General features: G+C 64.6%; 12 protein-coding genes. 6 read left to right on the forward strand and 6 right to left on the reverse strand.

All coding sequences use genetic code 11. The features are described from left to right. The first annotated feature begins 2 nt into the window (after positions 1–2). The 6 genes from IPL75_15150 (at position 3) to IPL75_15175 (ending at position 8,802) form a co-directional block, all read left to right on the forward strand. The gene (locus IPL75_15150) at positions 3–1,286 is read left to right on the forward strand and encodes an efflux RND transporter periplasmic adaptor subunit (protein ID MBK9241561.1); all 1,284 of its coding nucleotides are present in this window, start codon (positions 3–5) and stop codon (positions 1,284–1,286) included. Positions 1,287–1,327: 41 nt separating this feature from the next. Beyond that, positions 1,328–4,453: an efflux RND transporter permease subunit gene (locus IPL75_15155; GenBank protein MBK9241562.1), complete on the forward strand. Its 3,126-nt coding sequence runs from the start codon at positions 1,328–1,330 to the stop codon at positions 4,451–4,453. 6 nt (positions 4,454–4,459) lie between these two features. Then, positions 4,460–6,253, forward strand: coding sequence for an efflux RND transporter periplasmic adaptor subunit (locus tag IPL75_15160; protein MBK9241563.1), 1,794 nt, complete (start codon positions 4,460–4,462; stop codon positions 6,251–6,253). Next, on the forward strand, positions 6,253–7,035 hold the full coding sequence (locus IPL75_15165) for an ABC transporter ATP-binding protein (GenBank protein ID MBK9241564.1): 783 nt from the start codon (positions 6,253–6,255) through the stop codon (positions 7,033–7,035). Before IPL75_15160 ends, IPL75_15165 begins: the two co-directional genes overlap by 1 nt. A gap of 11 nt (positions 7,036–7,046) precedes the next feature. Continuing rightward, positions 7,047–8,258 (forward strand): ABC transporter permease, encoded by a 1,212-nt coding sequence (locus IPL75_15170; GenBank protein MBK9241565.1) that lies wholly within the window; start codon positions 7,047–7,049, stop codon positions 8,256–8,258. Between the two features lie 82 nt (positions 8,259–8,340). After that, complete coding sequence (locus tag IPL75_15175) at positions 8,341–8,802, forward strand: hypothetical protein (GenBank protein MBK9241566.1); 462 nt, start codon at positions 8,341–8,343, stop codon at positions 8,800–8,802. 86 nt (positions 8,803–8,888) lie between these two features. On the opposite strand, the gene folK is transcribed toward IPL75_15175, so the two are convergent. The 6 genes from folK to IPL75_15205 are packed head-to-tail and all read right to left on the reverse strand — an operon-like array spanning position 8,889 to position 14,145. Continuing rightward, complete coding sequence (gene folK, locus IPL75_15180; GenBank protein MBK9241567.1) at positions 8,889–9,284, reverse strand: 2-amino-4-hydroxy-6-hydroxymethyldihydropteridine diphosphokinase; 396 nt, start codon at positions 9,282–9,284, stop codon at positions 8,889–8,891. Further along, positions 9,281–9,781, reverse strand: a complete 501-nt coding sequence (locus IPL75_15185; GenBank protein ID MBK9241568.1) for a hypothetical protein — start codon at positions 9,779–9,781, stop codon at positions 9,281–9,283. The genes folK and IPL75_15185 overlap by 4 nt, the downstream gene beginning before the upstream one ends. Beyond that, positions 9,778–10,143 carry a TraR/DksA family transcriptional regulator gene (locus IPL75_15190; protein MBK9241569.1) on the reverse strand — a complete coding sequence of 122 codons (366 nt, stop codon included), beginning with the start codon at positions 10,141–10,143 and terminating at the stop codon, positions 9,778–9,780. The genes IPL75_15185 and IPL75_15190 overlap by 4 nt, the downstream gene beginning before the upstream one ends. 59 nt (positions 10,144–10,202) lie before the next feature. Continuing rightward, the gene (locus IPL75_15195; GenBank protein MBK9241570.1) at positions 10,203–12,755 is read right to left on the reverse strand and encodes an ABC transporter permease; all 2,553 of its coding nucleotides are present in this window, start codon (positions 12,753–12,755) and stop codon (positions 10,203–10,205) included. Further along, positions 12,752–13,426, reverse strand: a complete 675-nt coding sequence (locus IPL75_15200) for an ABC transporter ATP-binding protein (GenBank protein ID MBK9241571.1) — start codon at positions 13,424–13,426, stop codon at positions 12,752–12,754. Before IPL75_15200 ends, IPL75_15195 begins: the two co-directional genes overlap by 4 nt. Further along, positions 13,423–14,145, reverse strand: a complete 723-nt coding sequence (locus IPL75_15205) for an arylesterase (GenBank protein ID MBK9241572.1) — start codon at positions 14,143–14,145, stop codon at positions 13,423–13,425. Before IPL75_15205 ends, IPL75_15200 begins: the two co-directional genes overlap by 4 nt. Positions 14,146–14,167 lie beyond the last annotated feature (22 nt).

The following is a 14,167-nucleotide window of genomic DNA, read 5'->3' on the forward strand; positions in this document are numbered from 1 at the left end:
ACATGAAAAAGATCGTCGTCGTTGCATTGCTTGTTGCCGGGTCAGCCGGTGCGTGGTACTTCACGCGGTCCCAGGGGGTGGCGGGCGCCGCCGGCTCGGGGTCTGCCACGGGTGCGCCTGGCGCCACAGGCGCCGGTGGCGGCCGCGGGAGCGGCCGGCCTGCCCTGACGGTGGATACCGCGCCAGCCATCCGGCATGAGGTGACCGAGTACGTCACCGTCGTCGGCAATCTGATCGGCAATGCGACGGTGGATATCGTGCCGCGCGTGGCCGGCCGGCTCGACTCGATCACCGCGAAACTGGGTGACCGGGTCAGCCGGGGTCAGCAAATCGCGAAGATTGAGGACCGCGAACTGCAGCAGCAGGTGAAGCAGGTCGAACAGAACGTCCTGGTCAACAACGCGACGGTCACGCAGCGTGAGAGCGACCTTCAGTTGCGCAAGACGACGCTTGACCGGCAGAAGGAATTGCTGTCGCGCGGCCTGGCGACGCGCCAGACCATTGAGGATGCCGAGGCCGCGCATAACTCGGCCGTGGCTGCGGTCGAACTCGCCAAGGCCCAGTTGGGTCAGACGCAGGCGCGGCTTGACGAACTGAAGATCACGCTCTCAAACACCAACATCGTGTCCCCTGTGGATGGCTTCATTGGCCGCCGCAATCTGGACCAGGGCGCGTTCGCCGGTGCGAATACGGCGATCGTGTCGGTGGTGGACATCGCGACCGTGCGACTGATCTCCAACCTGGTCGAAAAGGACTTCAAGCGCGTGAACGCGGGCGTCACGGCGCTGATTGAAGTGGACGCGTTCCCGGGCGAGCAGTTCACCGGCACCGTCAGCCGTGTGGCACCGGTGTTCGACTCGGCCACGCGCACGGCGTCCATGGAAATTGAAGTGCCGAATCCCGGCTACCGGCTCAAGCCCGGCATGTTCGCGCGGGTGAAGCTCACGGTGGAAGTGCGCCCGGATGCGCTGACCGTGCCGCGCAACGCGGTGGTGGACAGCGAAGGGCAACGCGGCGTGTTCCTCGTAGACGGCCAATCGGCAAAATTCCAGCCGGTCACCACCGGCCTGCAGGACAACGAACGCATTGAGATCCTGTCTGGTCTCACCGAGGGCACCCGGGTGATCACAACGGGCGCGCTCGCATTGCGAAGCGGCGATCGCATTACGCCGATGAATATGCCCGGCCAGCGTGGCGGACGTTCCGGCGGCCGCACGGGCGGCGGGCCGGAAGGCAGCACTACCCCAGCGCCCGGCGCGCCTGCAGGCCGCGGGGGCGGTCTGTAAGCTTCGGCGCCGACGCCCAGCATCACGGCAGGAGAACCAGCATGAGTGTGCCCCGTTTTGCGATCCATCGGCCCGTCACCATGTTCATGGTGTCGGCGACCATCGTCCTCCTGGGGTCGATTTCGCTGACGCGACTGCCCGTGGACCTCATGCCCGACGTCAGCTACCCCAGCCTGACGGTGCGGGTCGGGTACGGCGGCGTGGGTCCGCTTGAAATCGAAGAACTGATCATCCGGCCGCTCGAACAGTCGCTGGCGGCCGTGCCGGGCCTTGAGCAGATCAATGCGACCGCCTCGGAGGGCAACGGCAACATCCGCCTGAACTTCGCGTGGGGCACGGACCTCAACGAGGCGGCCGACGAAGTGCGTACGCGTGTGGATCGCGTGCGCGGACGCCTGCCCGAGGACGCGGACCCTCCCACCATCTTCAAGTTCGACTCCAACTCCCAGCCCATCGTGGGCATTGGCGTGGAAGGCGATTTCGATCGCGTGACGTTGCGTGAAATGGCCGAGATCGACCTGGTCCCCCGCCTGGAGCGCGTGGAAGGCGTGGCGTCGGTCACGGTGGACGGCGGGCTTCGCCGACAAATCCGCATCGAACTCTCCAAGGAAAAAATCACGGCGCTCGATCTGCCGGTGGACCGGGTGGTGCAGACCATCCGCACCGAGAACCAGAACGTGCCGCTCGGCGAAGTCACGGAAGGCGACACCACCTTCCTGCTGCGCAGCCAGAGCCAGTTTGAGTCGATCGACCAGATCAAGGACCTGATTGTCTTCACGCGCGGCGGCGTGCCCATCTACCTGCGCGACGTGGCCGAGGTGCGCGACACCACCGAGGACCTGCGGTCGTTCACGCGCATCAACGGCAAGCCGGGGATTCGCCTGCGCGTGACCAAGCAGTCGGGCAAAAACACCGTGGCGATTGCCGAAGAGGTGCGCGCGGAAGTGGCGCGCATCAATCGCGAAGTGCAGGGCCTGCACCTGACCGTGCTTGAAGATCAGTCGACGTTCATCGAGCAGGCGATCGCCGGCGTCCAGGAAGCGGGCATCCTCGGTGCCATTCTGGTGGTCATCGTCATCTTCTCGTTCCTGCGGAACCTGCGGTCGACGTTCATCATCTGCACGTCGATTCCCATTTCCATTGTCGGCACATTCGCGCTGCTCGACTTCTCCGGCTTCACGCTCAACACGATGACGTTCGGCGGTCTGGCGCTTGGCGTCGGCATGATCGTGGACGCGTCCATCGTGGTGCTCGAGAACACCTTCCGCCACATGGAAGAACACGGCAAGACCCGGATGCAGGCCGCGATTGACGGCAGCGAAGAGGTCTGGTCGGCCATCCTGGCGTCCACGCTCACCCACGTCGCCGTCTTCGTGCCGCTGCTCTTCCTCACGGGCGTGTCGAGCATTCTCTTCACGCAGCTCGCCATCGTGGTGATGTTCTCGCTGGGGATGTCGCTGTTTGTCGCCGTCACGATTGTGCCGGTCCTGTGCTCGCGCCTCCTCGTGCTGCCGACGCCGGTGGCCGAACGGCGCGGGGTGAGCGGCACGCTTTTCACCTTCAGCGAACGCGCGCTCGACGGCCTGGACAATACCTATCGCCGAGTCCTGCACGTCTGCCTGCAGCACCGGCCAACGGTGCTCATGGTCGCGACGGGTCTGACGGTGGCCGCCATGGTGATCCTGCCGACCATTCCCGCCGAACTGATGCCCCAGAGTGATGAGGGCGAGGTTTCGGTGAACGCGCGACTCGCGGTGGGCAGCCGGATCGAGCGGAGCGAAGCCGTCATCCTGCAACTTGAGGATCTGATCAAAACCAACGTGCCGGAGGCCGTCACGGTGGTGTCGTCAGCGGGCGGTGGCGGCGGGTTCGGCATGGGGGGCAGTGCCTCGGTCACCATCAAGCTGACGAAGAAGGACGAGCGGACGCGTTCGAGCGAGCAGATCGCCACCGACTTGCGCCGTGTGCTGGTCGGCTTGCCGGGCGTGAGCATCACGACGCGCGCGTCGGGCGGTAACCAGTCGCTCAACCGTGTGCTCGGCGACCTCAACTCGTCGAGCCGGCTTGCCGTGGAAATTCGCGGATTCTCGCTCGAGGAGTCCAACGCGGTCTCGCAGGATGTGCTCGCGTTGCTCCAGACCACGGAAGGCGTGGCGAGTCCGCAGATTGGACGCCAGGAGGGCCGGCCCGAACTCGCGATTCGCGTCGATCGTCCCAAAGCCGCGCTGCTGGGTCTCTCGGTGACCAACGTCGCCAACGCCATCCGCACCAACATGGCCGGCACCCAGGCGGCAGTCTTCCGTGAGCGCGGCAAGGAATTCCCCATCATTGTGCGGCTTCGCCCCGAGGACCGGGAACGGGCCGAATCCGTCAGCGATGTGCTCATCAGCACGCCCACCGGCCAGGTGCTGCCGGCCAAGAACCTGCTGGCCGTGGACACCCAGCGCGGTCCCACCCAGATTGAACGCAAGAACCAGGAGCGCATTGCGAGGGTGAATGCCGAGCTCGACGCGGGCGTGGCCATCGGCGATGCCGTCAAGGCGGTCAGGGCCCGGATCCCGGAGCTGAATATCCCCCAGGGTTTCACGGTGGGGTTTGGCGCCGAGGTCGAGGCCCAGGGCACGGCCTTCCAGCAGCTGCAGATTCTGCTCCTGCTGGCGGTTCTGCTGGTTTACGCCGTCATGGCGTCGCAGTACGAATCCCTCAAGGATCCGTTCATTGTCATGTTCTCGGTGCCGGTGGCGCTCATCGGCATTGTGGCTGCGTTGAAACTGACGTCAACATCCTTCAGTCTGCAGGCGTATATCGGGGTAATCATGCTCGCCGGCATCGTCGTCAGCAACGCGATTCTCCTGGTGGATTACACCAACATCCTGCGCAAGCGAGACGGCAAATCGTTGCGCGACGCGGTGGAAGAGGCCGGGCGCACCCGTCTGCGGCCCATCCTGATGACGACATTAACGACCACGCTCGGTCTGGTGCCCATGGCGCTGGCGCTGGGTGAAGGCGGCGAATTGCAGGCGCCGCTGGCGCGCGTGGTAATCGGCGGCCTCACCGCCTCGACACTGGTGACCCTGGTCCTGGTGCCGACGGTGTACACGCTGTTTGAAGAAGGTTTTGCTGGCTTGCGCCGAGGGGCGGCGCATTCGACTCCTGAACAGGCCTAAACGACTATGAAGAAGCTGATCAGTCTCGTTATTCTCCTGGCGCTCGGTGGCGGCGGGTATTACTACTACCAGAGCAAGAAGACGCCGGAGATTCCCGAGTTCATGAAGGGCGCGATCTCCCAGGGCGAGATCGTGGAGGAAGTGAGCGCCACCGGCACGCTGCAGGCCAAGCGATCGGTGGGCGTCGGCTCCTTCGTCTCCGGTCGTGTTGAAGAAGTCCTCGTGGACTTCAACGACATCGTCAGGAAGGGTCAGGTGCTCGCCCGAATCGACACTTCCCTGCTCGAAACGCAGGTCGAGATCCAGAAGGCCAACATTTCCCGCCAGGAAGTGGAGCTCGCCAGCCAGCGCGTGCAACTCGCAGACGCCAAGCGCACCCTGGAACGGCAGCGCGAATTGCTGGAGAAAAAGCTCGCGACGCAGCAGGCGTTTGAAGCGGCGGACCTGACGGTCAAGAGCCGCGAAGCGCAGATTGCGTCAGCCGAAAAGTCGATGGTGTCAGCCCAGTTCAACCTGGATACCGCCAACACCAACCTCGGTTACGCGACGATTACCTCGCCTGTTGATGGCGTCATCGTCGACAAGAAAGTTGACCCGGGTATCACGGTGCAGTCGTCGCAGACAGTCGCGACCCTCTTCACCATTGCCGAAGACCTGACGTTGCTCAAGCTTGAAGGCGGCGTGGACGAGGCCGAAATCGGCAAGGTGCGCCAGGGCATGACGGTGCGGTTCACCGTGGATGCGTACCAGGGCCAGACGTTCACGGGCGAAATCATCATGGTGCGCCTGAACCCGACGATTCAGCAGAACGTCGTCACCTACACGACCGTCGCTGATGTCAGGAACAACGACCTGCGCCTCAAGCCCGGCATGACGGCCTCGATGCGAATCGAAGTCTCGCGGCGCGACAACGTGTTGCGCATCCCGAACGCCGCGCTGCGGTTCCGTCCGAGCAACGACATGTATACGGCCCTCAAGCAGGAACCGCCGACGCCGGCCGGCCGAGGCGGCGGCGGTCGCGGCGCCAACGGCGCCACGACACCTGGCGCCACGACACCCGGAGCCGCACCAGCGGCGGCACCGGCGACGACGCCTGCTGCGACGGCACCTGCGGCCCGCGGGAACGCCACGGGCGCGCCCCAGGCGGCTGCCGCCAATCCCTTCCAGGGTGGCGATCGTGGAGGCCGCACCGGTGGTGAACGCACTGGTGGCGACCGTTCGGGTGGCGGTGGCGGACGAGGCGGCGGCATGAACGCCAACTTCACACCCGAGCAGATGAAACAGATTGAAGCGATTCGGGCGCTCCCACGCGACCAGCAGATGGCGGCCTACGCCAAGGCCGGGATCAACTTCGGCGGCGGTGGCCGCGGCGGCGGTCGCGGTGGTGGCGGCGGTCGCGGCGGCAACAACGGGCAGAACGCGCCGGTCGTCCCTCTGGCACAACGCAGCTCAGGCTCCATTGACGAACTCTTTCCGCCAATCGTGCGCACACCGACCCGCGGACAAGTCTATGTGCTCGAGCCTGCGACACCGGCGAACCCGTTCGGCACGCTGAAGCGGCTCGACATCATGCAGGGCATTACGAACGGCACCTTCACGGAACTGGTGAGCGGTCCTCCTGAGCTCGCGGTCGGCACGGAACTGGTGCAGAACATCACGATGCCGTGGCTCGCGGCCCGTACGACAACGGGAACAACACAGGGCAATCCGTTCTCTGGTCAGCAGCCCGGCCGTGGTGGCATGCCCACCGGCCAGCCCGGTGGCGGCGGCGGTGGCCGCGGCGGCGGTGGTGGACGGTAATGACAGTTATTTCCGTCAAAGATCTCACGCGCGTGTACCACATGGGTGACCATGAGGTACGCGCCCTGCGGGGGGTGTCGCTCGACATCGAGCCGGGCGAGTTCGTGTCGGTAACCGGGCCTTCGGGCTCCGGCAAGTCCACCTTCATGCACATCATCGGCGCGCTCGACAAACCCTCGAGCGGTGCCTACATCCTTGACGGCAAGGATGTGTCGAAGCTGTCCAAGGACGAGCTCGCCGGCGTGCGCAATCAGAAGATTGGCTTCGTCTTCCAGGGCTTCAACCTGCTGACGCGCACCACGGCCCTCGACAACGTCGAACTGCCACTGCTCTACAACGGCAAGAGCGGCCTCAGAGCGGCTGAACGCCACAAGCGCGCCATGGCGTCGCTTGAGATCGTCGGCTTGGGTGAGCGCTTTCACCACATGCCCAACCAGCTCTCGGGCGGGCAACAGCAGCGCGTGGCCATCGCCCGCGCGCTCATCAACGAGCCATCCATTCTGCTGGCCGACGAGCCGACCGGCAACCTCGACACGCGCACCAGCATTGAGGTGATGGGCATCTTCCAGAGACTTAACAAAGAACGCGGGATCACCGTCATCGTCATCACGCACGAAATGGACATCGCCGAATACGGCACCCGGCTCATTCGCTTCCGCGACGGGCGTGTGGTGGCCGACCAGGCGATTCCGCATCGGCGCAATGCGGCTGATGAACTGGCGGCCCTGCCGCCGCCCGAGCCGGATCTGATACCGCCGCCTGCCGAAGCGGCACATAAGTAAGGAAATACGACATGTCAATTCTGATGGTTTTCCGGATCGCGCTGAAGGCGCTCGGCCGCAACAAGCTGCGCACAGCGCTGACCATGCTCGGCATGATCATCGGTGTCGGTGCGGTCATCACGATGGTGGCGCTCGGCAAAGGCGCCCAGACCACCATTGAAGAGCAGGTCAAAGCCACCGGCACGAACATGATTACCATCTCGCCGGGCAACTTCAGCAGTGGCGGCGTGCGCATGGGCGAAGGCAGCGGCGAGATGACGGCCAGGCACGCAGACGCCATTCGCCTGCTGCCCGAAATTCAGTGGGTGGCTGAAGGCGTCAGTACGCGACAGCAGCTCATCACGGGTAGCCAGAACTCGAACACCTCGGTACAGGGCACCAACGTGGATTGGCCGCTCATCAAGTCGTGGCCGATGAAGTACGGTCAGTTTTTCACTGAGCAGGACGTGCAGGCCGCGGCCAAAGTGCTTGTACTGGGCTCGAACGTCGCCGACCTGCTCTTTCCAGAGCAGGACCCTACGGGTCAGAACCTTCGTGTGCGTAACCACGTGTTCAAGGTCATCGGCGTCTTCACATCCAAAGGCGCGTCGTCGGGCGGTCAGAACCAGGACGACCAGGTCTTCATGCCCTTCACCACCGTGCAGAAGAAGATCCAGGGTAACCAGCGGCTGAACAACATCACGGTGTCGTCGTTCAGCGCCGACGGCATCGCTCAGGCCGCCGAATCGGTTCGGGTGGCGATGCGAGTACTGAACGACATCGGCCCCGGCCAGGAAGATGACTTTCGCGTGCAGACCCTTGAAGACATGGTGGCGTTCCGCACGCAGGCGACGAGCACCCTCACCTCCCTGCTCGCCGGCATCGCGGCCGTGTCGCTGATGGTTGGCGGCATTGGCATCATGAACATCATGCTGGTGTCAGTCACGGAACGCACACGCGAGATTGGCCTGCGAATGGCGATCGGCGCTCGGGGCAGCGATGTGCTGCTGCAATTTCTCGTGGAGGCGATTGTCATCTCGATTGTCGGCGGCGCGCTCGGTATTGCGATGGGCTACGGCATTGCCGAGTTCGTCAAGTGGTACCAGAACTGGCCGGCGGTGGTGCCGATTGACGCCGTGTTGACCGCCGTCGGGTTTGCAGGTTTTGTCGGAGTCTTCTTCGGCTTCTACCCGGCGCGCAAAGCGGCCGGACTCGACCCGATTGAAGCGCTCCGGTTTGAGTAACACAAGATCGGCGGCGACAAGACAGTCGCCCCGTATTAGGCAGGGAGTATTTCTTATGCGACGTGTAGCAGCAACGCTTGGTATGGCAGCGGTCGTCATGATGACGGCCAGTGTCTTCGCCCAGGCCCCGAACTTCGCGGGCAAGTGGACGAGAGACGCAGAGAAGATGGCGGCGATGGCACCGGCGGGCGCTCCCGCGGGCGGCGGCGGTGGTCGTGGCGGCGGCATGGGTGGTGGCGACATCACGATCACCCAGGACGCGAAGACCCTGGTCGTTTCCCGCATGGTGCAGGAAGCCGAGATGAAGACCACGTACAACCTGGACGGCACGCCCAGCAAGAACATGACGATGGGTCGCGGCGGCCAGACGGAAGTCACGTCGACGGCGAAGTGGGACGGCGCGAAGCTCGTGATCACGTCGGACAACGGTCAGACGATCACCTACGCCATGGACGGCGCGTGGATGACGCAGACGACGTTGGCGCCCGGCCGTGACGGTGGCCCCGGAACGCCCCGCACGACGTACTACAAGAAAGCAATGTAGTCAGTTAGGAACTTAGGAAGTTGGGAGGTGGGGATCTGATTCCCCGCTTCCCAGCTTCTTTTTTTGTACTTCCCCAGTTCCCCAGTTCACCAGATCTCCGCCAGTGGCTTTGTAACAAACTGGCGCTCCAGATACCTCGGATGTGGGACGGTGAGCTCAGGGGTGTCTATCACCGCGTCCCCATACAAAATGAGATCGAGGTCGAGGGTGCGTGAGGCCCGGAGGGACGGGCGCGTGCGGCCGCGCTCGCGCTCGATGGCCAGCAGGGTCTGCAGCAGGGCGATGGGGCTGAGGGTGGTGAAACCGGCGACCACCGCGTTGAGGTAGTCGGGCTGGGGGCCGTCCACGCCTTCAGGGGCGGTTTCGTGGATGGACGAGACGCGGACGTCCGTTAGGATTGTGCGCAGCCGGCTGATGGCGAACTGGAGATGAGCGCGGCGATCGCCCAGGTTGCTGCCGAGCGCGATGGCGACCCGGGTCACTCGATCCAGCGGATCCCCATCACACCGTTGCCGGTGCCGGCGCCGGCCATGCGCGTCCCCAACACCTTCTGGTTGCCCTGCGCGATCTGCGCAAAGAACCGGCGATGCTCCAGCGTTTCGCCGAGGATGACGTTGACCATCTTGGCGTGTCGGATGTTCGATATGCCGTCCACACGCGCTCGCCACTTCGTCACCAGTGCGTCAGCCGCACGCGCGTCTTCATCAGCCAGGCCGGCGAACGCGTCGGATTTCTTCGACTTGCCGGGCGAGGGCAAGTCCAGCGCCGGCACCTGATCGGGCGTGCCGCCGAGTTCGGCAATGGCCGTCTCGAGCCACGACAGATGCACGTCCTCGCGGTTGATCGCGTACTGGTAGGTGTTGTTGAAATCGTAGTGGTCCACGTGGCGAGCCACAGCCACATGCCGCTCACGCAACGTGAGTTTGTCGCGGTGCAGTTCCTTCAACGTGCCCAGGAGATCGGTCGAGGGTGTCGTCATGACTCACTCTGTTTTTGTTTGCACGCGATACACACGCGCGTCCACGGAATGGCTTCCAGGCGGGCGGGGGCGATCGGGTCGCCACAGTCACGGCAGACCCCGTAGACGCCCTTCTCGATCCGCTCCAGCGCTTCTTCAGTGGCCTGCAGGATCTTGGCGTCGGTCTGCTTGAGCTTCAGCTGAATGTGCACTTCGTTGGTGCCGTTGGCCTGGTCGGCCAGGTCACCGTGGCGGCTGTTCACATCCACCGAGGCGGGAAGGGCCCGGGTTCCGGTTGAAGCCGACAAAATGTCTCCGCGCCGCTTCAGCAGAGTCTCTTTGAGCCGGGTCGTGAGAGTTTCATCAAGTACGCGTTCAGGCATTAAACACCCTGTGGCCACTGGGGCCCTTTCTGAATCCCCTGATTATATCCCTGTCGCGGCTAGCCCTGCCGCAGGACTCCGAGCGGCTTGCGGATGATGATGTCGATGCTGGCGAGCAGGCCCACGCCGGCCACCACCAGGGCGGTCGCCCCTACCCCGCCACCCAGGGTCCACCAGTCGGGGCGCCATTCGATTTCAAACAGATGGGTGGCCACACCCCAGGACAGCGCAAGTGCGCCGGCAGCGCCAAGTGCGCCGGCCAGGGCCCCAAGCACGCCATATTCAATGATGACCATCGCCGCGAGGCGGCGCGAGCTGGCGCCCAGCGTGCGGTAGATCGCCGCGTCGTAGACCCGCTGGAACTTGGCCATGGCCACCGCGCCCACGAGGACGAGAATTCCGCTCACCACCGTCACCGCGCCGACGACGGTGATGGCGACGGTGGCGTTGTCCACCACTTCCCTTACGGAAGCCAGAACGGTGCCGACGTCGATGACCGACACGTTTGGAAAGGCACGCACCACGTCGCGCTGGAGCGTGCCGCGCACGTCGGCGCCAGGGTTGACCTGGAGGAACCCCACGAACGTATGGGGCGCGCGTTCGATGACCGGCCCGGGCCTGAACACGAAGATGAACCCGCCGTTCTGGGTCTCATCCCACGACACCTTGCGGACATTGGTCACCCGCGCCTCCACCACCCGTCCGGCGATATCAATCCGGAGGCGGTCACCGATGCCGATGGCGTGTTCGTCCACCAGGCGTTGCTCGATGGAGACTTCGAGGGGACCACTGGTGTCGGTCGAGGGCCCCTGCCACCAATCGCCTGCCACCAGCCGCTCATTGTCGGCCAGGTCCATGCGATACGTGATGCCGTACTCACGCGCGAGTTCGCCCTCGCGCCGTACATCTTCGGCAGTGGCGAGCTTGGTGCGCGCTCCGTCAACGCCGACCACTCTCCCCCGCAGCAGTGGCAGGAGCGGCGGGTCAGAGGCCTGGGCCGCCCCCGGTGCGATCTTCAGAAATGGCCGGACCAGTGCGCGCACGCCGTCCACCTGATCACGCTGGATGTCAAAGAGCACCAGGTCGGGGGCGTTGTCGCCCACCGCCAGGTTGAACTCCTCCTGCAGGTTTGACTGAAGGGCGCGCACGCCGAGGATGAGAAAGCAGCCCAGGCCGACGGCCGTCAGGATGACCCGTGTCTGGTTGCCTGGACGGCCCAGACTCACCACCGCGTGGCGCAAGGCGAACCGCCTGGACCGCGTCAGTGGCGCGACCACTCGAATCAGCACCCATGCGGCTCCGGCCAGCACGCCGGCAACAGCCAGGAGGCCGACGGACACGTAGAGGCCCGCCGCGATCGAGCCGGCTTGCCAGACGGCCACCGCCACCAGGGCCGCGCCGATGAGAACAGTGGCGGATACGCTGCGCCAACCCCGGCGCCGCGCGTTGGGCGCGGAATCCGCACGCAGCAGCATGAGCGGCTTGACGTCCCGAATCTCGAGCAAGGGGACCAGCGCAAACAGCAGCGAGACAAGCACCCCCACCGACATGCCCTGGAGTGCGGCGGACCACGTCACACCAACCGACTCAACGCCCGCAAGGGTCACAACAGATGCCGGTATCGCGGCGATGCCTGCGGCCGCAATCCCAACGCCCAGAAGGCTGCCGGCGCCGGCAAGGCCCATCACCTGGACGACGTAGGTGGCCAGGACGGTGTTGGAACTTGCGCCCACACACTTGAGCACCGCGACACTGCGAATCTTCTGCTGGATGAAGACACGCGTCACGCTCCACACACCGATGCCGCCGAGCACAACCATCGAGAAGCCGACGAGGCTCAGATAGTTTTCCGCCAGTGTGAGATTCCGGCCCAGCCGATCTTCGACGGTGCGCCACGATCGCACCGACACCAGGCTGCGCCTGAAGTCGCGGCGCAAATCGTCGGTCAGGCCATCCACCTCGTCGCCCTGCACGCGCGCATACCACTGGTAGGAGGCGCGGCTGCCAAACGTCAGGATGGACGTTTGCCGCAGTTCGGCCAGATCGATGTAGACGCGAGGCCCAAACGCAAACCCGTTGCGCCCCTGCACTCGATCGCGAACCACGACATCGCGAATGGTGAACGGTTGCCTGTCGAGGGTAATGGTGTCGCCCACCGCGACGCCCATCTGCACAAGCAACTCGGGCTGCACCACAAGACCGCGGCCCTGCAGGAGCGACGCAGACCATGGCCTTCCGCTCTGCAGTTCGAGCGTGCCGTAGTACGGAAACCCGGCTTCGATTGCACGCAGTTCGATCAGTTGCGCCCGGCCTTCGGTGGACGCCATGGTGGCGGTCTCCACCACCTCCATGCGCTCGAGCACCCGAGGTTCGGCCAGGTACGCCGCAAGCCGTGGCGTCACTTCTTCAGGCCAGGGCCGGCCAGACAACACCACCAGGTCGGCGCCGACCAGGTCACGCGCCTCGCGCGTCAGCGTTTCTCGCACCTCCTGGATGACGCTGCGCAACGCCACAATCGCAGCCACGCCGATCGCCACACACAGGAAGAAGAACAGCAGGCGCGTCCACGACGAACGGAACTCACGCCAGGCCATCCGCAGCACAAACGTCACACGCGCTCCGTTCGCGACACCACACGGCCGTCCCTGAGCGCGATCACTTCATCGGCCACCAGCGCCAGTTCAGGATCGTGGGTCACAAGCACCAGCGTGCGGCCGTGGTCGCGATTGACGTGCATCAGCAGATCAATCACCTGCCGGCCGGTGGCGCTATCGAGGTTGCCCGTCGGCTCGTCGGCCAGCAGGATGGGCGGATCGTTGGCGAGGGCACGCGCAATCGCCACGCGCTGCTGCTCTCCGCCAGACAGTTGCGACGGATAGTGATGTCCCCGGCCGGTGAGCCCGACATCGGCGAGCAGTGCGGCGGCGCGAGCTCGGGCGTCGGAGACGCCGGCCAGTTCCATCGGCACAAGGACGTTCTCAAGGGCCGTGAGCGAGGGCAGCAAGTGGAAGAACTGGAACACGATCCCGATCTTTTCGCCGCGAAGCCGCGCGAGCGCCTCTTCGCCGAGACGCGTGATATTCACGCCGTCGATCGATACAGCACCGGTGGTGGGCGTGTCGAGGCCGGCGAGCAGGCCCAGGAGTGTGGACTTGCCGCTGCCGGATGGCCCGGTGATTGCCACCGTGCGACCCTGCTCGATCCGGAATGACGAGGGATGCAGAATGGTGAGCGGCCCGGCACCGCTCGTCACGGTGCGCGAGACCTCCGACAGTTCGATCATGAACGGCCCAGCATGTCATCGGCCAGAGGCTGCAGAAGCGGATAGATCAAGTCCGCCATCATGCGCTGGCCCACGGCCGTTGGATGAATCCCATCTTCCTGATTGAGTTCGGGCACTCCCGCAACGCCCTGCAACAGGAAGGGCAAAAACGTGACCTGGTACTTAACGGCCAGGTCTTGATAGATCGCTCGAAACTCGGCGCGAAACTGGATGCCCATATTGGAGGGCGCTTCCATCCCGGCCAACAGCACGCGCACGCCTTTTTTGTGCGCCGCTTCAATAATCTGCGACAGGTTCTGCCGGGTCTGCGTGGGAGACTGCCCTCGCATCGCATCATTCGCGCCCAGCGCCACGACGAGGATCTTCACGGTTGGCTCAAGCACCCACTCGAGGCGGCGCAGGCCGGACGCCGTCGTATCGCCGCTGATGCCGGCGTTGACCACATCGATGCGGGTGTAACCGTCGGCATTAAATTTGTCCTGCAGCAATGACGGAAACGCTTCGGCCTGGAGCAGGCCAAACCCGGCCGTCAGGCTATCGCCGAGGACGGCAATCTGCAGGCGCGGCGGTTCGGCGCCGGTCGCGGCCGCCTGCTCGGCCTCGGTCAACACGGTGGGCTCTTTTAACTGCCGGCCGCACGCAGCCTCGCGCACAGAGCAGCCGACCGCCAACAGCAGCAAAACCCCGGAACCCAGGAAAGAAACGCGTGATCGTGTCATGGTTCGCTCTTTCCAGTTATTG

It is taken from the genome of Acidobacteriota bacterium (assembly GCA_016716905.1).
GTDB lineage: Bacteria > Acidobacteriota > Vicinamibacteria > Vicinamibacterales > SCN-69-37 > SYFT01.